Source organism: Pseudomonas sp. B21-017, assembly GCF_024749245.1.
In the GTDB taxonomy this organism is placed as follows: Bacteria; Pseudomonadota; Gammaproteobacteria; order Pseudomonadales; family Pseudomonadaceae; genus Aquipseudomonas.
This window is the reverse complement of the sequence record NZ_CP087194.1, coordinates 1,830,143-1,849,891: the sequence shown is the minus strand read 5'-3', so window position 1 is coordinate 1,849,891 and position 19,749 is coordinate 1,830,143. Positions and strand designations below refer to the sequence as shown.

Sequence of the window (19,749 nt, the reverse complement as noted above, 5' to 3'; positions counted from 1 at the left end):
CCACAGATGACCTCATCGCATTAAGTCGCCGGCCGAATATCCTTGATCAACGATTGCAACGAATACCCCAACCGCGGCGCCAGGCCTTCCGCGCGGGCGATCAGCCCTTCCATGTCCAGCTCCTGATCCAGCTCCGATGGCACGATCAGAATCACGTTGCCCTCCTTCACCGGCAGTTCCCAGTAATGCCGGTGATAGAGACCGCGCAACAACGCTGCGCCCAACGGCTTGCCGTCGTCGGTGGCCCACTGGTTGATCACCAGCCAGCCCCCCGGATTCAAGCGTTTCTGACAGTTTTCCAGAAAGCTCCAGGCCAGGTGCCCGACACCCGGCCCGACATCGGTATACAGGTCGACGAAAATCAGATCGGCCGGTTCAGCCGTATCGAGCAACTCCAGCGCATCGCCGACGCGGATGTACAGCCGCGGATCGTCATCCAGCCCCAGGTATTCGATGGCCAGGCGCGGTACGTCAGGGCGCAGCTCGATGGCTTCGACATCTTCCAGTGGCAGGAACTTCAAGCAAGCCTGGGTCAGGGTCCCAGCACCAAGGCCGAGGAACAGCGCGCTTTCCGGCTGCTCGTGGCACAGCGCACCAATCAGCATCGCGCGGGTGTAATCGTACTCGAGCCAGCTAGGGTCGGCGGTGAACACGCAGCTCTGTTCGATGGCGTCACCGAACTCCAGAAAACGGTAATCGGCCACTTCCAGCACGCGAATCACGCCGAACTCATCCTGCACCTCGGCGAGCAGATGCTCGACGCGCTCCTCAGTCATTTCGTCTCCTGATCGTTACCGGCCCCGGCAACACGATAAACCGCAACATAAAGCGGCAAAGGCGCGATTGTCCGCGAAGCGACGGGAGCAGGTCACGCACTAATTGCTGATAACATAACCGTCCGAGCGTAAAACACTAGAGACTGCGATGAGCCAACCCTGGAGCCCTGACAGCTGGCGCGCCCTGCCGATCCAGCAACAACCTCAATACCCCGACGCGGCGCATTTGCTGCACGTCGAGCAAACCCTGGCGAGCTATCCGCCACTGGTGTTTGCCGGCGAAGCGCGGGAGTTGCGCCGTCAGTTTGCCGAAGTCACCCAGGGCCGGGCATTTCTGTTGCAGGGCGGCGACTGCGCCGAAAGCTTCGCCGAATTCTCCGCCGCGAAAATTCGCGACACCTTTAAAGTGTTGCTGCAAATGGCGATCGTCATGACCTTCGCCGCCGGTTGCCCGGTGGTCAAAGTCGGACGCATGGCCGGTCAGTTCGCCAAACCCCGTTCGGCCAACGATGAAACCATCAACGGCGTGACGCTGCCGGCCTACCGTGGCGACATCGTCAACGGCATCGGTTTCGACGAAAAAAGCCGCGTACCGGACCCGGATCGCCTGCTGCAGTCCTACCACCAGTCCACTGCGACCCTGAACCTGCTGCGCGCCTTTGCCCAGGGCGGCTTTGCCGATCTGCATCAGGTACACAAATGGAACCTGGACTTCATCGCCAACTCGGCACTGGCCGAGAAATACAGCCACCTGGCCGATCGCATCGATGAAACCCTGGCCTTCATGCGCGCCTGCGGCATGGACAGCTCGCCGCAACTGCGCGAAACCAGTTTCTTCACCGCACACGAAGCGCTGCTGCTGAACTACGAAGAAGCCTTCGTGCGTCGCGACAGCCTGACCAACGACTACTACGACTGCTCGGCCCACATGCTGTGGATCGGTGACCGTACACGTCAACTGGACGGTGCTCACGTCGAATTCCTGCGCGGGGTGCATAACCCGATCGGGGTCAAGGTCGGCCCGAGCATGAACCCTGAAGACCTGATTCGCCTGATCGATGTGCTCAACCCGGACAACGACCCGGGTCGCCTGAACCTGATTGCGCGGATGGGCGCGAACAAGGTCGGCGATCACCTGCCGCAGCTGATTCGCGCGGTGCAGCGCGAAGGCAAGCAAGTGCTTTGGAGCTCCGACCCGATGCACGGCAACACCATCAAGGCCAGCAGCGGCTACAAGACCCGCGACTTCGCGCAGATCCTTGGCGAGGTGAAGCAGTTCTTCCAGGTTCACGAAGCGGAAGGCAGTTATGCCGGCGGCATACACATCGAAATGACCGGGCAGAACGTCACCGAATGCATCGGCGGCGCGCGGCCGATTACCGAAGATGGGTTGTCGGATCGTTATCACACCCATTGCGACCCGCGGATGAATGCCGATCAGTCGCTGGAACTGGCGTTTTTGATTGCAGAGACCCTGAAGCAAGTCCGGCGTTAAATCCGGTTGAGCCCTTTGCGGGGATCCGACTTGCCCGCAAAGGCGCCATTTCAATCACCGCCACTTTGAACCAACGCCCCCCGCAACCTCGCCGCACTCGCCCGCGGGCAATTCAGCTGAACCCGCTCGAGCCCCAACCAGTCCGCCATCCGCCGTAGATTGACCGCCAACGCCAGCATCCCTTCATCATCCAGCCCCGGCTCTTCCTCATGCACGGCATGCACCGCCAACCGGCCCGACGCTCGTTCGGCTCGCAAGTCGACCCGCGCAGCAATCCGCTCATTGTGCAAAAACGGCAAGACGTAATAGCCGTAGACGCGTTTATGCTGCGGCGTATAAATCTCCAGCCGATAACGGAAATCGAACAATCGCTCGGTACGGCTGCGCTCCCAAATCAGCGAATCGAATGGTGAAAGCAGCGCACTGGCCTCGACCTTGCGCGGCACTTTCGGCTCAGCCAGGCAATAAGCCGGTTGCCGCCAGCCTTCAACGCCACAGACCAGCAGCTTTCCGCCCTCGACCAGTTCCGCCAGACGCGGCCGGCTGTCTGCCGGGCTCAAGCGAAAATAGTCCCGCAGGTCCTTTTCCGTGCCGACACCCAACGCCGTGGCCGCATGCAGCAATAACCCGCGCTGGGCTTCGGCTTCACTGAGCAAGGGCTGCTGCAGAAGCGCCGAAGGAATCACCCGTTCCGGCAAATCATAAAGCCGTTCGAACCCGCGCCGGCTGGCCACGGTCACTTCACCGGCGGCGAACAACCATTCAAGCGCATGCTTTTCAGCGCTCCAGTCCCACCACGGCCCTGCCCGTTCCTGACGGGTCGACAGGCTGCCCGCCCCCAGCGCACCGAGCTCCTGGACCGACGCTAAAACACGGTGAATCGTGTCCTGCTGCTCACGACCGAAACGCGCCAGTTGCTGGTAGATATCTTCGCCACGGGCTGCGCGCTGCATGCGCCAGCGCATCAAGGGGTACATCGACAACGGTAATAACGAAGCTTCGTGGCCCCAATACTCGAATAACGTGCGCCGGCGGCCCTGACTCCAGGCAGCCTGATCGAGCAAGTCGGTTGAATAATTGCCAAGACGGGAAAACAAGGGAAGGTAGTGCGAACGCACCAATGCATTGACCGAATCGATCTGCAGAATGCCGAGCCGTTCGATCAGCCGGTTGAGCTGAACCGGTTTGATCGCCGCCGGCGGCTGGCGCCCGTTGAACCCTTGGGCAGCCAGCGCCAGACGCCGAGCCTGTTTGAGGGAAAAGGACAGTGTGGCGGGCATGAGCATCTCCTTGTCTGCTCGCAACCTACCTCACCCGAAAGTGGTTTGTGTAGCGATGGCATCATCATTTGTGCATCGGATCATCCCAGAACGGTCTTACTGCCTCATGCTCCACATCTGCGCGGCTCACGCCGATATCCTTCAGTGCTTCGTCGCTCAAGCTCGCCAGTAATTCACGTTCACGGTGAAGTTCGTACCAGCGACTAAACTTGTGCAGCAGATCGGATACCGCGTGGATTGAGAATTTTTGTTCCGTTACATGCTCGTTGTGACCTTTCATCGTGTAGCCCTCCTTTAGGGATGGATCCAGTCTCGCCGCAGCGCTAAGATCAATCCAACGAATGTTTCTGATGGCATACATCTCGGAGATTGATGAATGTCCGCCTACCCCAGTATCGACACCGATGTACTGCGCACCTTCGTCGCGATCGCTGATCAGGGCGGCTTTACCCGCGCCGGGGAAATGGTCAACCGCACCCAGTCGGCGGTGAGCATGCAGATGAAACGTCTGGAAGAAGACGTGTTGCAGCGCCAGCTGTTCGAACGCGACGGGCGCCAGGTCAAGCTGACCGCCGAAGGCCAGGTGTTGCTCGGCTATGCGCGGCGCATCCTCAAACTCCACAGCGAAGTCTTCAATACCCTGCGCGAGCCGCACATGGTCGGCACGGTGCGCATCGGCACACCCGACGATTACGTGATGCGCTTTTTGCCGGGCATCCTGTCGCGCTTCGCGCAGTTCTACCCGCTGATCCAGATCGAGGTTCATTGCGAATCGACCCGGCAACTGTTGCAGCGCCAGGACCTGGACCTGTCCATCGTCACCCGCGAGCCGGGTAACGAGATCGGCCAGTTGTTGCGCAAGGAGCGCTTTGTCTGGGCCGAGGCCCAATGCTTCAACGCCCACGAGCAGACGCCGCTGCCGCTGGCGATGTTCAATAGCGATTGTTTCTGCCGTGCCTGGGCGTGTAATGCGCTGGAAGCCATGGGTCGCGATTATCGCATTGCCTACAACAGCTCCAGCCTGTCGGCATTGATGGCAGTGGTCAGCGCGGGGCTTGCGATCACCGCGCAACTGGAAAGCCTGATCACGCCAGACATGCGCATCCTTGGCGCCGACGAAGACCTGCCCCTGTTGCCGGAAGCCAGCATCATGCTGATCCGCAACCTGAACAACCCTTCACCGATCACCGAATGCCTGGCCGAGCACATCGTCGAAGGCTTCAAACTTTAAAGGCGAGCATCACCGCGCAGCACACCAGAAACCCACAGAACAGCCCGCGCAACAGCCGCTCCGGCAGTGCGTGGGCGATTCTCACGCCCCAACTGATGCTCATCAATCCACCGACCGCCAAGGGAATACCGATCGCCCAGTGCACCTGATGGTGCACCGCATAAGTCGCCAACGTGACGCCCGTGCTCGGCAATGCCAGTGCCAGCGACAAGCCCTGGGCAACCACTTGGCTGGTACCGAACAGACTGGTCAACACCGGCGTGGCCACCACCGCCCCACCCACGCCAAACAACCCACCCATGGTCCCGGAAGCCGCGCCGAGCACACCCAGCCACGGCCATGAATAATGCATCTGTGAAGACGCCGGCGCAGTGGCAGTGAACATTCGCACCAGGTTGTAGGCCGACAGCGCGACCAGGAACGCGACAAACCCCACGCGCATGGTTTGCGCATCGATGCCCACCGCCCAGATCGAACCGACCCAGGCGAAGCAGAATCCCATCGAAGCCAATGGCAGCGCATGACGCAATTCGATGCGATTGCGCTGGTGATAACGCCATAGCGCCAGCATCACGTTCGGCACCACCATCACCAGCGCCGTGCCTTGGGCGACCTGCTGATCGAGACCGCACCACACGCCCAGCAGCGGAATCGCCACCAACCCGCCACCAATGCCGAAGAGCCCGCCGAGGGTGCCCATGGCGGCGCCAAAAACCAGGTACATCACGAACTCAATCACAGGCGGTTTCCTCTTGTCAGGCCGCTCATCCTACGCAGTCGGCTCTGGCAGGGAAACGCATAGCAACGCACAATGGCTGTGCCAAATTCGCACAAGCGTTGACGAAGCCATGAACCCCAATCAATTGACCGAACAACTCGGACTGTTTCTGGATGTGCTGGAGACCGGCAGTTTTTCCGCTGCATCCCGCCGTCATCCCCTGACGCCATCGGCGGTGGCGCGACGTATCGATAGCCTGGAAAGCGCCGTCGGCAGTCAGCTGTTCATTCGCAGCACCCACGCGGTGCGGGCTACCCCGGCAGGTTTGGCCTTTGCCGAGCGCGCGCGGAGGATCGTCGCGGAACTGCGGCTGGCGCGGGCGGAAGCGGTGTCCCTGAGCAACGCGCCGGAAGGCTTGATTCGGGTCGATGCGCCGGCAGCGTTCGGACGACGCCATCTGGCACCGGTGATTGCCGACTTCCTGACCCTTTACCCCGGCCTCGACGTGCAATTGCACCTGATCGACAGCTTTGTCGACATGCAGGGTTCGAACCTGGGCAAGGTCGACCTGGTACTGCGTGCCGGGCAAATGGCCGATACCCGGCTGGTGGCCACGCCGCTGGCGAGCATGGTGCGCATCGCCTGCGCCAGCCCCGATTACCTGCAACGCCGTGGCGTGCCGACCGAGCCGGCGCAATTGGTCGACCACGACGGTCTGGATTGGGACGGCCTGGCTCCGCCGTTCGCCTGGCGCTTCGAGCGGGATGGGCAGATGCATTTGCACCGGCCTGCGCGAATCCGCATGAGCGCCAACAACGCCGAGGCGCTGGTCTGCGGCGCGCTGGCCGGGCTGGGTGTCGCGCATCTGCCGACTTGGTTGGCCAGTGAATATTTATTGCGCGGCGAACTGCTACCGCTGTTCTGCGAAAAAGGTCTGCCAAAACCGGAAAGCACCGGTATTTATGCGTTACGCCTGGAGCAGCAGCCCAGTTCGCGTAGCCGCTTGCTGCTGGAATACCTGAAGACCCGTTTCAGCCCCATCCCACCGTGGGATCTGGCGCTGCAAACCAACCTGGACCGCCACTAGTCCATAATTATCTGGCGCATTAAAGATTCGCCCGCTAGATTCATGACGATCACTGATCAAGGCTTTGAAATGAACACCGAGCGCGACACCCCGGACAACTGCGATAACCTGCTGCTGGATAATCAGGTCTGCTTCGCCCTGCATTCCACTTCATTGCTGATGACCAAGGTTTACAAGCCGCTGTTGCAAGCGCTGGGCCTGACGTATCCGCAGTACCTGGCAATGATGGTGTTGTGGGAAAAGGACGGATTGACGGTCGGCGAAATCAGCAGCCGACTACTGACCGACCCCGGCTCCCTCACCCCGCTGCTCAAACGCCTGGAAGCCGAAGGCCTGCTGAGCCGCACCCGCAGCCGCGAAGATGAACGGGTGGTGATTGTCGAACTCACCGAGCAAGGCCATACGCTGCGAGACAAAGCGCGCGATATTCCGCAGTGCATCCTCGGCGCCAGCGGGCAGACGCTGGAGCAGTTGAAGAAGCTGCAAGCGGATCTCCAGGAGCTGCGCAGCCACCTGCAAGACAGCCTTTAGACCGCGTTATCGTTCTTCGCGGGCAAGTCGGATCGCCCGCGAAGGCGTCCTCCCCCGTCGCAAAAAAATTCACTTCGCATAAATCCCGCACGAAAGCCTCTATCTCAAGCATCTCCCGCCTGATCGAATCTCCAGGTGATGGGTAGGGTCAGTTTTTTTCAAAAATTTATCTTGCGCGCTAAATATTAGCGAGCTACATTCACTTCGCACTTACTTAGCGCGCAAACATTTAGCGCGAAACACCCAATCCGAAACGAGGCTCACACCATGCAAACTCTCTACACCGCAATCGCAACCTCCACCGGCGGCCGTGACGGTCGTTCGATCTCCAGCGACAACGTCCTCGACGTCAAACTCGCGACCCCGAAAGAACTCGGTGGCGCCGGCGGTGCGGCAACCAACCCTGAACAATTGTTCGCCGCCGGCTATTCCGCCTGCTTCATCGGCGCGCTGAAATTCGTCGCCAGCCAGACCAAACGCAAAATCCCCGACGACGCCTCGATCACTGCCCATGTCGGCATCGGCCAGATCCCTGGTGGTTTCGGCCTGGACATCGACCTGCACATCAGCCTGCCGGGCCTTGAACAAGCCGATGCACAAAGCCTGGTCGACGCCGCCCACCAGGTCTGCCCGTACTCCAACGCCACGCGTGGCAACGTCGATGTGCGCCTGCACGTTGCCGTTTAATCACTGATCTTGATCATTCGCCCACAAAAAAGCCCGACTCAATGGTCGGGCTTTTTCATTCCTCAAGCGGTGCTTATTTAGCACGGCCTTTGTAGGAACCGCCTTCGCGGGTATCGATCTCGATCATGTCGCCGATTTCGATGAAGTCAGCAACCGACAGCTCGGTACCGTTCTTCAGTTTGGCAGGCTTCATCACCTTGCCGGAAGTATCACCGCGAGCGGAGCCTTCGGTGTAGTCAACCTGACGCACGATAGTGGTCGGCAGTTCTACGGAAACCAGACGCTCTTCGAAGAAGATCGCTTCGCAAACATCGGTCATGCCTTCTTCAACGAAAGGCAGAACGGCTTCGATGTCTTCAGCGTTCAGCTCGTACATGGTGTAGTCAGTGGTGTCCATGAACGTGTAGGAGTCGCCGCTGATGAAGGACAGGGTCGCTTCTTTGCGGTCGAGGATCACGTCGTCCAGTTTGTCGTCGGCGCTGTAAACGGTCTCGGTCTTGTAACCGGTCAACAGGTTTTTCAGCTTGGTCTTCATGATCGCGCTGTTACGACCCGACTTGGTGAATTCAGCTTTCTGAACCAGCCAAGGATCGTTGTCGATACGGATCACCATACCGGGTTTCAGTTCTTTACCAGTTTTCATTGCGAATATCCGAATTTGGATGGGATTTACAAAAATCTAGGCCGCGTATCATATCCAATTTAGGTAAAACTGTACCAGCGCTGCGGCAAGATCTGCCTGCAAGGCTTGTTCCAGACACCACGCCTCGGCATGTTTTTCCAGTTCCGGCCAATGTTTGCGGGTTGATTTCCAGTACTCGCCCATTGTCTCACCTGCATTCCATGCCCGCCATAGACCGCTGATCGCCTCGCCAGCAGGTTTGGACAGGCCTTGGGTGTACAGGGTCAGGAAGGCGTCGAGCTTGTCCAGGTGGATATCTTCGTCCTGCCGATAGATGTGCCAGAGCATTGGCCGGCCAGCCCATTGCGCGCGAACAAAGGAATCTTCGCCGCGCACGGCGTTGAAATCGCAGCTCCACAGCAGCAGGTCATATTGATCCTGCCGGACGAACGGCAGCACTTGCACGGTCAGGGCATCGCGCACATGCACCGCGCCGGCCGTCAGCCCGTCCACTGCGAGCCAGCGTTCGACGTCGCCGAGAATCCGCCCCTCGGGCACCAACAGATGAGTGGGCGTCGAGTCGGCAGCCATGGCGTCGAGCCAACTGGCCAGCCCGTTATTCTCGTAGGCGAACAGCGAGATCAGCTGCGCATTCGGGGCGCGTTCAACCCCCAGGCCTTGCAGGAACTCTCGCTGAGCCTCGGGACTTTGCTGAAACTGCCGACGCCGCTCGAGCAATCCCCTCTCACGCAGCAAGCCACCGGTGCCCTTGCGAAAACCCGGGAAGAAAAAGAACTTCTGCACGTTCTTGTACTTCACCGACGGCAAGCCGTGACAACCGACGACCCAGTCTTCGGCGCTCAGATAATCGAGGTTCATCCACAGCGGCGGCTTTTCCCGCTCGGCCATGGCCTCCATATAAGCACTCGGCAACTGGCAGGCGAACGCGGCGATAACGACATCCGCGGCTTCGGTGGGTTGCCAGTGCGCTGACCACTGCCGCACCTCGACACCCTGCTGCCACTGCTGCGTAGCGTGGATGTCGATTTCTGGACACAACCGCTCGAAGGCCCGCAGGTCATCGACCCACAAGCGCACCGTCACTGAATGTTCGGCCACCAGTTGGCGGGCCAGACGCCAGGTCACACCGATGTCGCCGAAATTGTCGACCACGGTGCAAAAAATATCCCAGCGGGTTTTCATTTCAGGCATTCCAGGTTCCCGTTGGCAAAAGCGCCGATTGTCCGCATAAATTACCCCGCGCAGAAGAGCCGACGACGATTAATCTTCGTGCGACAATCGCCACTCGCCCGCGACCACCCGCCAGGAGGCAGTCATGCCCTACCGTCCCCACCCGCGCCGCTCCATGCCGATCCAGCTCAATGCGCTGCAACTGACCGGCAGCATCGCCCTCGGTTTGTGGCTGGGATTTATCGCGATCGCACTGACTTGCTGGCTCGCCTGGCGCCTGTTGTTCAACGAGCAATTGGCACCCTTGGCCCAGGCGGTGGAGCAACTGGCCAAGCCGCCGGTGATTGAACAACCCGCTGCGCAAAACCCGATGTTCGAACAGTACGAGGAACACCTGCGCAGGAACGATCAGCAGCAAATGGTGGAACAGGCCAGAAGTAGCAAACACAATCTGGCCAATCCAAAATGTCAGTTCTGGCTGCAACAGGACCAGACCGCGCCGAGCGAAAAAAGCCGCGCCAACGTCCTGCAATTCTGCGATTGATCATGAAGCTCTCTATGCACAAGCCGACCGTCCACCAACTGATTATCGACAAGCTGCGGATCGATCTCGACATCGCCGAGCGTGCCGCGCAAACCGCTTACGAAACCGCGACCCACGAAGAAAACATAGCCGAAAACAAGTACGACACCCTGGGGCTGGAGGCGTCTTATCTGGCGGCCGGGCAGGCCAGGCGAGTGGAAGAAATCAGGCTGTCATTGACCCTTTGCCAGAACCTGACACTGCGGCCTTATGACGAGCGGCGCGGCATCGAGGTCGGCGCCCTGCTCGGCCTGGAAGACGAAAAGGGTCGCGAACAATGGCTGTTCCTGGCCCCCGACGCAGCCGGATTGAAGATTGATCTGGTGGGGCAACTGATTACCGTCATCACCCCTCGTTCGCCGCTGGGTAAAAGCCTGCTGGGCAAGTTCGAAGGGGATGAAGTGGAGATTCTGGTGGCGGGCGCTCGGCAACAGTTTGCTGTCACCGAGGTGGTCTAGCGTCTGTTGACGCTTAATGGACCGGCAGTTCGACGCCGTCGAACAGCTCTTCCAGTTCCTGTTTGTTGTGGCACTGAATGGCCTTGGCCATCACTTCACGGGTCAGGTGCGGAGCGAACTTTTCGATAAAGTCGCACATGAAGCCACGCAGGAAAGTGCCGCGACGGAAACCGATTTTGGTAATACTGGATTCGAACAACTCGCTGGCATCGAGCACCACCAGGTCGCTATCGAGCTTGGTATCGACCGCCATTTTCGCCACGATGCCCACGCCCAGCCCCAGGCGAACGTACGTCTTGATCACGTCGGCGTCAGCGGCGGTGAACACCACTTTCGGTGTCAGGCCACGGTGGCTGAAGGCTTCGTCGAGTTTCGAACGGCCGGTGAAACCGAATACGTACGTCACGATCGGGTATTCGGCCAGGGCTTCGAGGGTCAGCTTCGACAGCTTGGTCAGCGGGTGGCCCTGAGGCACGACCACGCAGCGGTTCCAGCGATAGCACGGCATCATCACCAGATCACCGAACAGCTCCAGGGCTTCGGTGGCGATGGCGAAATCGACGGTGCCGTCCGCAGCCATCTCGGCGATCTGCATCGGCGAACCCTGGTGCATGTGCAGGGCAACGTCCGGGTATTGCTTGATGAAATTGCTGATCACCGGTGGCAATGCATAACGCGCCTGGGTGTGGGTGGTGGCGATCGACAGGGTGCCTTTTTTCTCGTTGGAGAATTCCTGGGCGATCTGTTTGATGCTTTCAACTTTGCGCAGGATCTCACCGGCAGTGGTGATGATGCGCTCGCCAGCCGGGGTAACGCGGGTCAGATGCTTGCCGCTGCGGGCGAAAACCTCGACCCCCAATTCGTCTTCCAGCAGACGAATCTGTTTGCTGATGCCCGGTTGCGAGGTGTAGAGGCTTTGGGCTGTAGCAGAAACGTTGAGGTCGTGGTGCGCCACTTCCCAGATGTAGCGCAATTGTTGAAGCTTCATATGAATCCCTCAAAGCAGGTAGACGCCACGGGCATCAGCGACGGTATATAACTATATTAATGGTTAGACCAATAAATCTAGAACTTTTTTGTCAAAATGCCATTATTCGTGTTCTAGCGATCCTCTTTGCGGCGACGCTCTACCAGCGGCACCAAATAGACCGGCACCCTGGCCAGTTGCAACACGCGCGCAGCGGTTCGACCCAACGGCGTTTCCGCGCCAGCACCATGGCTGTGACTCCCTACGATCAGTAAATCGACAGAGAGTTTCTGCGCCTGGTCGAGAATCACCTGCGACGGATCGCCCTGCAGCACCCGCACAGCCTGAATCCGCTGCAAATCCTGCTCTCCTTCATCCCCCAGCTCTTCGCGAAAGTTGTCGAGCACCCGTTGCTGAATATTGGCGATCACATTGTTCAGACCTTGACTGTGAAATTCGTTCAAGGCCTTCTCGTCGAGATAGCTTTGCAACACGGATTCGGCAAACAGCCCCATGGGCTCTACCGCGTGCACCACATACAAGTCGGCATTGAATGTTCGAGCCAGTTCCAAGGCATGCTGCATCACCAATGGTGCGTACAGACCCAAGTCAGTGGCATACAGCATCGAACGAATCATATGACCTCCTCAAATGCCAACATGGCGGAGATTGATTCAGCTTAGCAGTGCCGTGGCGAGTGCGGCGCCCGGCGCAACGTATTGAACCGCCGGGCTTTAAACCGACGGCTCGTTACTGATGCCATGGGGCACGTGCCCGGTGGCGACCACTTCGCGGGCCAGTTCGCAATGGCCTGCCTGATCGTCGAAAAATACGTCGGCGGCAAAGGCTTCGAGAAAAGCTGATTTGGTCAAGCCGCCAAGAAACAGCGATTCGTCCAGACGAATGTCCCATTCGCGCAAGGTACGGATCACCCGTTCATGGGCCGGCGCCGATCGCGCGGTCACCAGCGCGGTACGGATCGGACAGGCATCATCCGGAAACTCGCGCTGCAACAGATTGAGCGCCGCGAGAAAACCTTTGAACGGCCCGCCACGCAAAGGCTCGCGGGCCGCCTCACGCTCGCTGGCCTGAAACGCCGCCAGGCCTCCCGACTGATAGACCCGCTCCGACTCGTCGGAAAACAGCACCGCGTCACCGTCGAAGGCAATGCGCAATTCATCGCTGGCGGCGCGACTGGCACCGCCCGATAGAATAGTCGCTGCGGCGAATCCGGCCTCCAGCGCATTGCGCACATCTTCGGCATGGGTCGAGAGAAACAGGTCGCAACCAAAAGCCTTGAGGTACGGATAAGGACTGCGCCCGCCGACGAACGCCGCACGCGAGATCGACAGGCCATAGTGATGAATCGAGTTGAAAACCCGCAGGCCGGTGTCGGCGCTGTTACGCGACACAAGGATCACCTCGACCCGGGCACGGCCGAGACGGGTATTCAGGTTCAGGAGTTTTTCCACCAACGGGAATGCATCGCCGGGCTCGAGAATTTCGTCTTCGTGTTCGATCTGGTACTGCCGATAAGCCTCGACGCCGCTCGACAGATAGACCTTGTGGCTCTCGCTCAAGTCGAACAGCGCTCGCGAAGAAATCGCCAGCACCAGTTTGTCGTCTATGACATTTGCCATGCCCTTCCCCCTTCTTGACCGACTCAGTGGTTACGTCGGTCGATAAAACTCAAGCTGCGATACAAGGCCTCGATTCGCGGCAACTCACATCCCGCCGCCTTCGCCGCTGCCAGTGGCCGAGTGTAGATGGCGTCCAGTTCCAGCGGCCGCTTGTGCAGAAAATCGTGATGCATGCTCGGCCAGTAGTCGGGCATTTTCTCGGTCATCATGAACAGATAATCGGCGTAACCCGGCGGCATGTCATGACCGCAAGCCTTGGCCCCCTGAACCACTTCGGCCATCAAGGCCTGAATCAGCGCGCGGCTGTCGGCATCCGCCATCAACGGTGTGGTGCTGGCCCCGAGCAGCACCGACAGACCGTTGTAGGGAATATTCCAGACCAGTTTCTGCCAGCGCGCCTGCTGCAGATTCGGCATGGCCTGGGCGTCGATACCGGCCGTGCGGAACAATCCGGCGCCCTCCTCGACGATGTTCATGCGTACCTGTGCATCGGCGGCGGGGCCACTGTGGTAGCCGACATTCACCGCCCCCAGCGCTTGATGGGTGATGACCCCGGGGCCGGCGCGATGGACGCAGATCAGACAAAGCCCGCCCAGCAGGTGCAGCGAATCGGGGAGCAACTCGCGCAGATGGTCTTCGACATCCAGGCCATTTTGCAGCAACAGCACTTTGGCATCAGGTGCCGCGGCTTGAATAATGGCCGGTGCCAGGTCCGCGTTGCTGGTGGTCTTGGCGCCCACCAGCAGCCAGTCACAGGGCGGCATGTCGGCAGCCGACGAATAGGCCTGGACCGGGTTCAGGGTCAGCGGGCCCAACGACGCATGGTCAAGATGCAAGCCGCGTTCGGCCACCGCTGAAAACTCGCTGCGCAACAGAAAATGCACATCGAAGCCGGCACGCGCCAGCATCAGCCCGTAGAAACCACCGATCGCGCCGGTACCGATAATGCCGATTGTCGGCTTGGCCACTGTGCCTGTCATGGCAGCTCCTCTGCTGGTCGATTCAACGCCTGCTCCACAGCCTCGTTGAGCGCTGTGCGGGTCAGGCGCGACTGTAGCGCCCCGAAATACTCACCGTCGCGCACCACAAACAGTGCCGGCAAATGAAAGACCCGATAGCGCTCAACCACCCCGCCATTGCTTCCGGCATCGATCCAGCACAGCCGATCGACCGCCAGTTCGAGCCTGGGCAACTGCTCGCGGGCAAAACGGCAACTGGCACAGCCGACGCTGGTAAATATCACCAGTGAAATGCCGCTCATTGCCAGCAACCGTTGGTCGGCGTCGAAATCGGTCAGTTCCGATTCGACCACTATACTGGGAGAAACAGTGTCAAGTGGCCGACACAGGGAGTCCGTGTTCATGAGACGTTATCTTCCTCATCCTGACGATGTGCCCGTCGAATTAACGTTGCTCAAACATGAGTGTATTTCGCGGCAAGAGCTGCACACTATCAGCCTCGGCGGCATGGCTTGCAATTACCACCGCGCGTGGCGCCACGGTACGGCGCTGGAAATACGCATGCCGACCCTGAACCCGGACTTGCGTTTCCTGGGTTATGTGGCGTGGTGCTTGCGACGCAAACGCGGCTATCTGGTGGGGATCGCCTTCGTCGACGAACAGACGCTGTTTTGCGCGCGGATGGGTGAGCAGATCTGCCAGATCGAACGTTACTGCCGTCAGCATGAACCCCAAAGCCAACAGCAGAACAATGAGACCCTGGCCCTCGAGTGGGTCCAGCAGCACGCCGACGAGTTCTCCCACGATACGGTCAGCAAGGCATTTGCGCAGCCAATGGCCGGTTAGGGTGCATTCCCCATCAGTTTCCCCGCCACGGTGGGGGAAACTGATGGGGAATGCCCATTAAACCGGTGTCTGCCCATTGTCGAGCCACGGTGTAACGCGCTAAGGTTCTGCTCCCCGACGCGCTTAATTTGCTGTGCTCCGCCGCGCGGGTTCGCTGGCGGCCGGCACCCGTGACCTGACGAGTAAACGATGGCTGATTTACCGATCAACGACCTAAACGTCGCCTCCAACGAGACCCTGATCACTCCCGATCAGCTCAAGCGTGATATCCCTCTGAGCGACGCTGCCCTGCGCACCGTCACCAAGGGCCGCGAAGTCATTCGCAACATTCTTGATGGCACCGACCACCGCCTGTTCGTCGTGATCGGGCCGTGCTCGATCCATGACATCAAGGCTGCCCACGAATACGCCGAGCGCCTGAAAGTGCTCGCGGCCGAAGTGTCCGATACCCTGTATCTGGTCATGCGCGTGTATTTCGAGAAGCCACGCACCACCGTTGGCTGGAAAGGCTTGATCAACGATCCGTACCTGGACGACTCGTTCAAGATTCAGGATGGCCTGCACATCGGTCGTCAGTTGCTGCTGGACCTGGCCGAGATGGGCCTGCCGACCGCAACCGAAGCCCTCGACCCGATCTCCCCGCAATACTTGCAGGACCTGATCAGCTGGTCGGCTATCGGCGCACGCACCACCGAATCCCAGACGCACCGTGAAATGGCTTCCGGCCTGTCTTCGGCCGTCGGCTTCAAGAACGGCACCGATGGCGGCCTGACGGTGGCCATCAACGCCCTGCAATCGGTTTCCAGCCCGCACCGTTTCCTGGGCATCAACCAGGAAGGTGGCGTATCGATCGTCACCACCAAGGGCAACGCCTATGGTCACGTGGTACTGCGCGGTGGCAACGGCAAGCCGAACTACGATTCGGTCAGCGTCGCGCTCTGCGAGCAAGCGCTGAAAAAGGCCAACATCAAGCCGAACATCATGGTCGATTGCAGCCACGCCAACTCCAACAAGGATCCGGCCCTGCAACCGCTGGTGATGGAGAACGTCGCCAACCAGATCCTCGAAGGCAACCAGTCAATCATCGGCCTGATGGTCGAAAGCCACCTGAACTGGGGCTGCCAGGCAATCCCGAAAGACCTCGCCGACCTGCAATACGGCGTGTCGATCACCGATGCCTGCATCGATTGGACTGCCACTGAAAACACCTTGCGCAGCATGCATGCCAAGCTCAAGGACGTATTGCCTAAACGCAATCGCAGCTGATCGCCGTTTCGCGCATAAAAAAACGCCAGGTTTGAACCTGGCGTTTTTTTATGCGTTGGTTTTGCTCACAGCTTGGCAGCATGCCGCTGATGACGCTCCATGTAGCGCTCCACGTAGGAGCACGATGGAATCACCGTGTAGCCCATTTCATCAGCATATTGCAGCGCCTGCTCGGTCAAAGCCGCCGCAATGCCGCGACCACGCAACGCGTTGGGCACAAAAGTGCGATAAATATCCAGGGTCTGTTTTCCCAGATCCATATAGGTCAGGTAGGCACGATAACCGTCCACAGTGGTCTCGAACTGATGACCAGCCTGGTCATGGTGGATGGACAACGCCTCGCTCATCACTACTCCTCGCGGGTCTTTAATTCTGACCCCTACCTTACCGATGTTTTTCCGGCGAAGGAACAACTACGCCACCCCGTGCCTGAATGGACACCGAGAGAGCCGCACCAATCTCGCGCAACCGAGCACGTATCAAATAGTAGGCACCATTGGCAAAAATGCTCAAGGGACGCTCGTCATTGTGCATCGGGTGGCGGGTGTTGCCGCGGATTACGCAGGAACGGCTCGACCGAACGGGTCAAAGCCTGAACATTGCCGGATATTGAGACTTAAGACGAGCGCCCTTTGTTTAAGTCACCTCAACATGGATAAAGATATGCGAGCGGCTGCGCAAAATTCGAACACAAGTGTAGACAAACCCATCTAGACGGACTTTGGGCAAGACCAAAAAACAGCCGCCGGGCCAGGGAACTTTTTCCCAACGGCTCGCTCAGTTCGGGCCTCGTAGCTGGATATTTTTTATACAACGCAGTTAAAAGTTGCTCGAAAAAGAATCAACGCCTACAATTTTTTTTGCTTCTTGCGCTACGTCAGTTTACTTACTACAAGTAATGGGTAGTATGTACGCCGGCTATTTCCTCACTCTGAGGAGACAGCTACTTAATAGAAAGTCCTTGAAGGGGAACACGATGAACAACGTTCTGAAATTCTCTGCTCTGGCTCTGGCCGCAGTTCTGGCTACCGGTTGCAGCAGCGTATCGAAAGAAACTGAAGCACGTCTGACTGCTACTGAAGACGCAGCAGCTCGCTCCCAAGCTCGTGCAGACGAAGCTTACCGTAAAGCTGATGAAGCTCTGGCTGCTGCTCAAAAAGCACAACAGACTGCTGACGAAGCTAACGAGCGTGCTCTGCGCATGCTGGAAAAAGCTAGCCGCAAGTAATAATCCTTCGGGATTGTTATCAAGCCGATCCATTTTTTGGGTCGGCTTTTTTATTGCCTGAGGTTTCTGCAGGCCATAAAAAACCCGCCGATGCGGCCTGCATCGGCGGGTTGCTTTAACGCGTTACTGCTGCAGGTCGATCGGCGCACTCGAGACCATCGGTGCCGACGTATTCGGCACGGCGATTTCCACCGGCAGGCCATCCTCAGCGGCGACCACGTCGCGCACTACATCCCAGTTCATGCGCAAGTTGTTGGTGATGTCCTCACGCTTGAGCATCGCATTGATCACGGCGGTGTGCTTGTCGACCACCGAAGGGTTGCCCTTGTCATCCAGCGGCGTGTGCGCTTCCAGATAAACCTTGCCGCCACTGAGGCCGAACTTGTACGGATCGTTGAGGATGCGAACCGACGTCCCTACCGGCACCATGCTGGCCATTTCCAGCACGTTGTTGTTGAACATGCGGAAGCAACCGTGGCTGGTACGCATGCCAATGCCGAACTTCTTGTTCGAACCGTGGATAAGGTACCCCGGAGTGCCCAGGGTGAATTTGAATGGCCCCAGCGGGTTATCCGGGCCGGCCGGCACTACGTTCGGCAGTGGGTCGCCATCGGCGGCGTGCTCAGCCTTGATCGACGCTGGAGGGGTCCAGGTCGGGTTCGGCGTCTTGGCGACGATGCTGGTGTGGGCAATCGGCGAACCCCAGCCTTCACGGCCGATACCCAGCGGGAAGGTGTACACCACGTTCCGGCCTTTCGGGTAGTAGTAGAGGCGGTATTCAGCCAGATTGATGACGATGCCTTCACGCGGGCCAGGTGGCAGGATGAAGCGCGTCGGCAGGACGATTTCGGTACCGGCGCCCGGCAGCCATGGATCGACGCCAGGGTTGGCCGCGACCATTTCCAAATAGCCCAGGTCGTAGGTGGTGCCAAGGTCGGCGAAGGTGTCTTCGTATTTGGCCTTGATCACTTGCACCTGGCCGACAATGTCTTCACCGGGTGGTGGCAGGGGCAACTCCAATGCTGCAACGGGACCCGCCACGCAGAGCGCAGCAAGAGACAGGCAGCGGGTGACGGCGGGAAAGCGCGGCAACATCCGGAAAATCCTTCGCATGATCGACAAGGGTATAAAAACCCGATTGTACACCGCCGCCCGTTATTTCGGGGAGATGCAAGACCTGCGGCGAGGGGGATTACCTGTGGTGGAAGCTTTCCTGTGGCAAGGGAGCTACAGCTCGAACCGCAACTCAGGCCAGATCGGCGAAGTGCCGCGTTTTTGCGATTCCAGAATGGCCCGGCACAGCGAGCACAGGCGCTGGTCCTGGAAGACCGTGCGATCGACGCTCGACCAGCGTGGTTGCGCCGGCAACAGGCTGCCGCACAGGGTTCGGTCCGCCGAGCCGCCCAGTTCCAGCTGACGGGTCACCAGATGCACCCGCACTTCCTGGCAGGCGAACAGATCCAGCTGTTCGTCAGGCTCGATCAGTTGATAGGCAAAAAGGGACCAGGCGGGACGCGGCATCGGGGCCTCCAAATCGGGGGCGCCACCTTAGCCGAAACGCCGCCGCTAGAAAAGCGTCAAAGCAGCGGTTTCAGTGTCGGCCAGACATTTTCCAGCAACTTGCCCTGAGCCCCCGCTGCCGGGTGCAGGCCGTCGGATTGCATCAGGTCTGGATGACCGCCCACGCCGTCGAGAAAAAACGGCACCAGCGGGATTTTTTTCTCGTCGGCCACCTTGGTGAAAGCCTCGGCAAATGCCTGGGTGTAACGCGCACCGTAGTTGGGCGGCAACTGCATGCCCAGCAGCAGTACCTTGGCACCACTGGCGCGGGAGCTGTCGATCATCGATGCAAGATTTTGTTGCAATTGTGTTGGCAGCATTCCGCGCAGTCCGTCATTGCCCCCCAACTCGAGGATAACCAGCTCAGGCTTATGCTCTGCAAGCAGCGCCGGCAGGCGTGCCCGGCCTCCGGCACTGGTGTCGCCACTGATGGATGCATTGACCACCTTATCGTCGAAACCTTCGTGCTTGAGCCGTTGCTCGAGCAATGACACCCACCCCAACCGGGTATCCAGGCCGAAACCGGCGCTGATACTATCGCCAACGATCAGGACTGTACCCGCCGCTGCGTTCTGGGCCATGCACATCAAGGCCAGGCCAGCACTCAAAAACCACACACGCATC

General features: G+C 59.2%; 25 protein-coding genes. 10 read left to right on the top strand and 15 right to left on the bottom strand.

The window, feature by feature from the left end; all coding sequences use genetic code 11:
* Positions 1-20: 20 nt before the first annotated feature.
* Positions 21-776 carry a spermidine synthase gene (locus tag LOY28_RS08240; RefSeq protein ID WP_007940010.1) on the bottom strand — a complete coding sequence of 252 codons (756 nt, stop codon included), beginning with the start codon at positions 774-776 and terminating at the stop codon, positions 21-23.
* Positions 777-924: 148 nt separating this feature from the next.
* Here LOY28_RS08240 and LOY28_RS08235 point away from each other — a divergent pair, with 148 nt between their 5' ends.
* Positions 925-2,271 carry a class II 3-deoxy-7-phosphoheptulonate synthase gene (locus LOY28_RS08235; RefSeq protein ID WP_007899909.1) on the top strand — a complete coding sequence of 449 codons (1,347 nt, stop codon included), beginning with the start codon at positions 925-927 and terminating at the stop codon, positions 2,269-2,271.
* 50 nt (positions 2,272-2,321) lie between these two features.
* On the opposite strand, the gene LOY28_RS08230 is transcribed toward LOY28_RS08235, so the two are convergent.
* Both LOY28_RS08230 and LOY28_RS08225 read right to left on the bottom strand, forming a co-directional pair.
* On the bottom strand, positions 2,322-3,551 hold the full coding sequence (locus LOY28_RS08230; protein ID WP_258613327.1) for a winged helix-turn-helix domain-containing protein: 1,230 nt from the start codon (positions 3,549-3,551) through the stop codon (positions 2,322-2,324).
* 64 nt (positions 3,552-3,615) lie between these two features.
* Positions 3,616-3,831 carry a DUF1127 domain-containing protein gene (locus tag LOY28_RS08225; protein WP_018930023.1) on the bottom strand — a complete coding sequence of 72 codons (216 nt, stop codon included), beginning with the start codon at positions 3,829-3,831 and terminating at the stop codon, positions 3,616-3,618.
* A 96-nt stretch (positions 3,832-3,927) separates the two neighbouring features.
* Here LOY28_RS08225 and LOY28_RS08220 point away from each other — a divergent pair, with 96 nt between their 5' ends.
* Complete coding sequence (locus tag LOY28_RS08220; RefSeq protein WP_018930024.1) at positions 3,928-4,782, top strand: LysR substrate-binding domain-containing protein; 855 nt, start codon at positions 3,928-3,930, stop codon at positions 4,780-4,782.
* Here LOY28_RS08220 and LOY28_RS08215 read toward each other — a convergent pair.
* Entirely contained in the window at positions 4,772-5,521 is a 750-nt protein-coding gene (locus tag LOY28_RS08215; RefSeq protein ID WP_258613326.1) for a sulfite exporter TauE/SafE family protein, read from the bottom strand. The genes LOY28_RS08220 and LOY28_RS08215 overlap by 11 nt on opposite strands.
* Before the next feature lie 109 nt (positions 5,522-5,630).
* Between LOY28_RS08215 and LOY28_RS08210 the strand changes: the two genes are divergently transcribed.
* The 3 genes from LOY28_RS08210 to LOY28_RS08200 all read left to right on the top strand — a co-directional run bounded on the left by LOY28_RS08210 (position 5,631) and on the right by LOY28_RS08200 (position 7,805).
* Positions 5,631-6,587, top strand: coding sequence for a LysR family transcriptional regulator (locus LOY28_RS08210; protein WP_007940004.1), 957 nt, complete (start codon positions 5,631-5,633; stop codon positions 6,585-6,587).
* Positions 6,588-6,656: 69 nt separating this feature from the next.
* The gene (locus LOY28_RS08205; protein WP_258614420.1) at positions 6,657-7,118 is read left to right on the top strand and encodes a MarR family winged helix-turn-helix transcriptional regulator; all 462 of its coding nucleotides are present in this window, start codon (positions 6,657-6,659) and stop codon (positions 7,116-7,118) included.
* A 267-nt stretch (positions 7,119-7,385) separates the two neighbouring features.
* The gene (locus LOY28_RS08200) at positions 7,386-7,805 is read left to right on the top strand and encodes an organic hydroperoxide resistance protein (protein WP_018930027.1); all 420 of its coding nucleotides are present in this window, start codon (positions 7,386-7,388) and stop codon (positions 7,803-7,805) included.
* A gap of 73 nt (positions 7,806-7,878) precedes the next feature.
* Here the strand turns inward: LOY28_RS08200 and LOY28_RS08195 are convergent, their stop codons facing one another.
* Together LOY28_RS08195 and earP are read right to left on the bottom strand one after the other, a co-directional pair.
* Complete coding sequence (locus LOY28_RS08195; protein ID WP_007940000.1) at positions 7,879-8,448, bottom strand: elongation factor P; 570 nt, start codon at positions 8,446-8,448, stop codon at positions 7,879-7,881.
* A gap of 48 nt (positions 8,449-8,496) precedes the next feature.
* Entirely contained in the window at positions 8,497-9,639 is a 1,143-nt protein-coding gene (gene earP, locus LOY28_RS08190; RefSeq protein WP_032834260.1) for an elongation factor P maturation arginine rhamnosyltransferase EarP, read from the bottom strand.
* A gap of 124 nt (positions 9,640-9,763) precedes the next feature.
* On the opposite strand from earP, the gene LOY28_RS08185 reads away from it, so the two are divergent.
* On the top strand, positions 9,764-10,162 hold the full coding sequence (locus LOY28_RS08185) for a hypothetical protein (RefSeq protein ID WP_007939998.1): 399 nt from the start codon (positions 9,764-9,766) through the stop codon (positions 10,160-10,162).
* Between the two features lie 14 nt (positions 10,163-10,176).
* Positions 10,177-10,659 carry a GreA/GreB family elongation factor gene (locus tag LOY28_RS08180; RefSeq protein WP_018929794.1) on the top strand — a complete coding sequence of 161 codons (483 nt, stop codon included), beginning with the start codon at positions 10,177-10,179 and terminating at the stop codon, positions 10,657-10,659.
* Between the two features lie 13 nt (positions 10,660-10,672).
* On the opposite strand, the gene cysB is transcribed toward LOY28_RS08180, so the two are convergent.
* From cysB to LOY28_RS08155, 5 genes are all read right to left on the bottom strand, one after another.
* Complete coding sequence (cysB, locus tag LOY28_RS08175) at positions 10,673-11,647, bottom strand: HTH-type transcriptional regulator CysB (RefSeq protein WP_007899921.1); 975 nt, start codon at positions 11,645-11,647, stop codon at positions 10,673-10,675.
* A 113-nt stretch (positions 11,648-11,760) separates the two neighbouring features.
* A complete protein-coding gene (locus LOY28_RS08170) occupies positions 11,761-12,264 on the bottom strand; it encodes a universal stress protein (RefSeq protein WP_007939995.1) in 504 nt (167 codons plus the stop codon).
* Positions 12,265-12,360: 96 nt separating this feature from the next.
* The gene (locus tag LOY28_RS08165; RefSeq protein ID WP_018929795.1) at positions 12,361-13,266 is read right to left on the bottom strand and encodes a 5'-nucleotidase; all 906 of its coding nucleotides are present in this window, start codon (positions 13,264-13,266) and stop codon (positions 12,361-12,363) included.
* Between the two features lie 23 nt (positions 13,267-13,289).
* Positions 13,290-14,246, bottom strand: coding sequence for a putative 2-dehydropantoate 2-reductase (locus tag LOY28_RS08160; RefSeq protein ID WP_064616717.1), 957 nt, complete (start codon positions 14,244-14,246; stop codon positions 13,290-13,292).
* Complete coding sequence (locus LOY28_RS08155; RefSeq protein ID WP_026286693.1) at positions 14,243-14,629, bottom strand: co-chaperone YbbN; 387 nt, start codon at positions 14,627-14,629, stop codon at positions 14,243-14,245. Before LOY28_RS08155 ends, LOY28_RS08160 begins: the two co-directional genes overlap by 4 nt.
* On the opposite strand from LOY28_RS08155, the gene LOY28_RS08150 reads away from it, so the two are divergent.
* Positions 14,628-15,071, top strand: a complete 444-nt coding sequence (locus LOY28_RS08150; RefSeq protein ID WP_081625788.1) for a PilZ domain-containing protein — start codon at positions 14,628-14,630, stop codon at positions 15,069-15,071. The genes LOY28_RS08155 and LOY28_RS08150 overlap by 2 nt on opposite strands.
* A 189-nt stretch (positions 15,072-15,260) precedes the next feature.
* Positions 15,261-16,337 (top strand): 3-deoxy-7-phosphoheptulonate synthase, encoded by a 1,077-nt coding sequence (locus LOY28_RS08145; protein WP_018929799.1) that lies wholly within the window; start codon positions 15,261-15,263, stop codon positions 16,335-16,337.
* 65 nt (positions 16,338-16,402) lie between these two features.
* Here the strand turns inward: LOY28_RS08145 and LOY28_RS08140 are convergent, their stop codons facing one another.
* Positions 16,403-16,684: a GNAT family N-acetyltransferase gene (locus LOY28_RS08140; RefSeq protein ID WP_007939987.1), complete on the bottom strand. Its 282-nt coding sequence runs from the start codon at positions 16,682-16,684 to the stop codon at positions 16,403-16,405.
* Between the two features lie 629 nt (positions 16,685-17,313).
* On the opposite strand from LOY28_RS08140, the gene oprI reads away from it, so the two are divergent.
* A complete protein-coding gene (gene oprI, locus LOY28_RS08135) occupies positions 17,314-17,565 on the top strand; it encodes an outer membrane lipoprotei OprI (RefSeq protein WP_003172710.1) in 252 nt (83 codons plus the stop codon).
* 123 nt (positions 17,566-17,688) lie between these two features.
* Here oprI and LOY28_RS08130 read toward each other — a convergent pair whose 3' ends face one another.
* The 3 genes from LOY28_RS08130 to LOY28_RS08120 form a co-directional block, all read right to left on the bottom strand.
* A complete protein-coding gene (locus LOY28_RS08130) occupies positions 17,689-18,660 on the bottom strand; it encodes a L,D-transpeptidase family protein (protein WP_018929800.1) in 972 nt (323 codons plus the stop codon).
* 132 nt (positions 18,661-18,792) lie between these two features.
* The gene (locus tag LOY28_RS08125; RefSeq protein WP_007899882.1) at positions 18,793-19,086 is read right to left on the bottom strand and encodes a hypothetical protein; all 294 of its coding nucleotides are present in this window, start codon (positions 19,084-19,086) and stop codon (positions 18,793-18,795) included.
* Positions 19,087-19,142: 56 nt separating this feature from the next.
* Positions 19,143-19,748, bottom strand: a complete 606-nt coding sequence (locus tag LOY28_RS08120; RefSeq protein WP_018929801.1) for an arylesterase — start codon at positions 19,746-19,748, stop codon at positions 19,143-19,145.
* Position 19,749 lies beyond the last annotated feature (1 nt).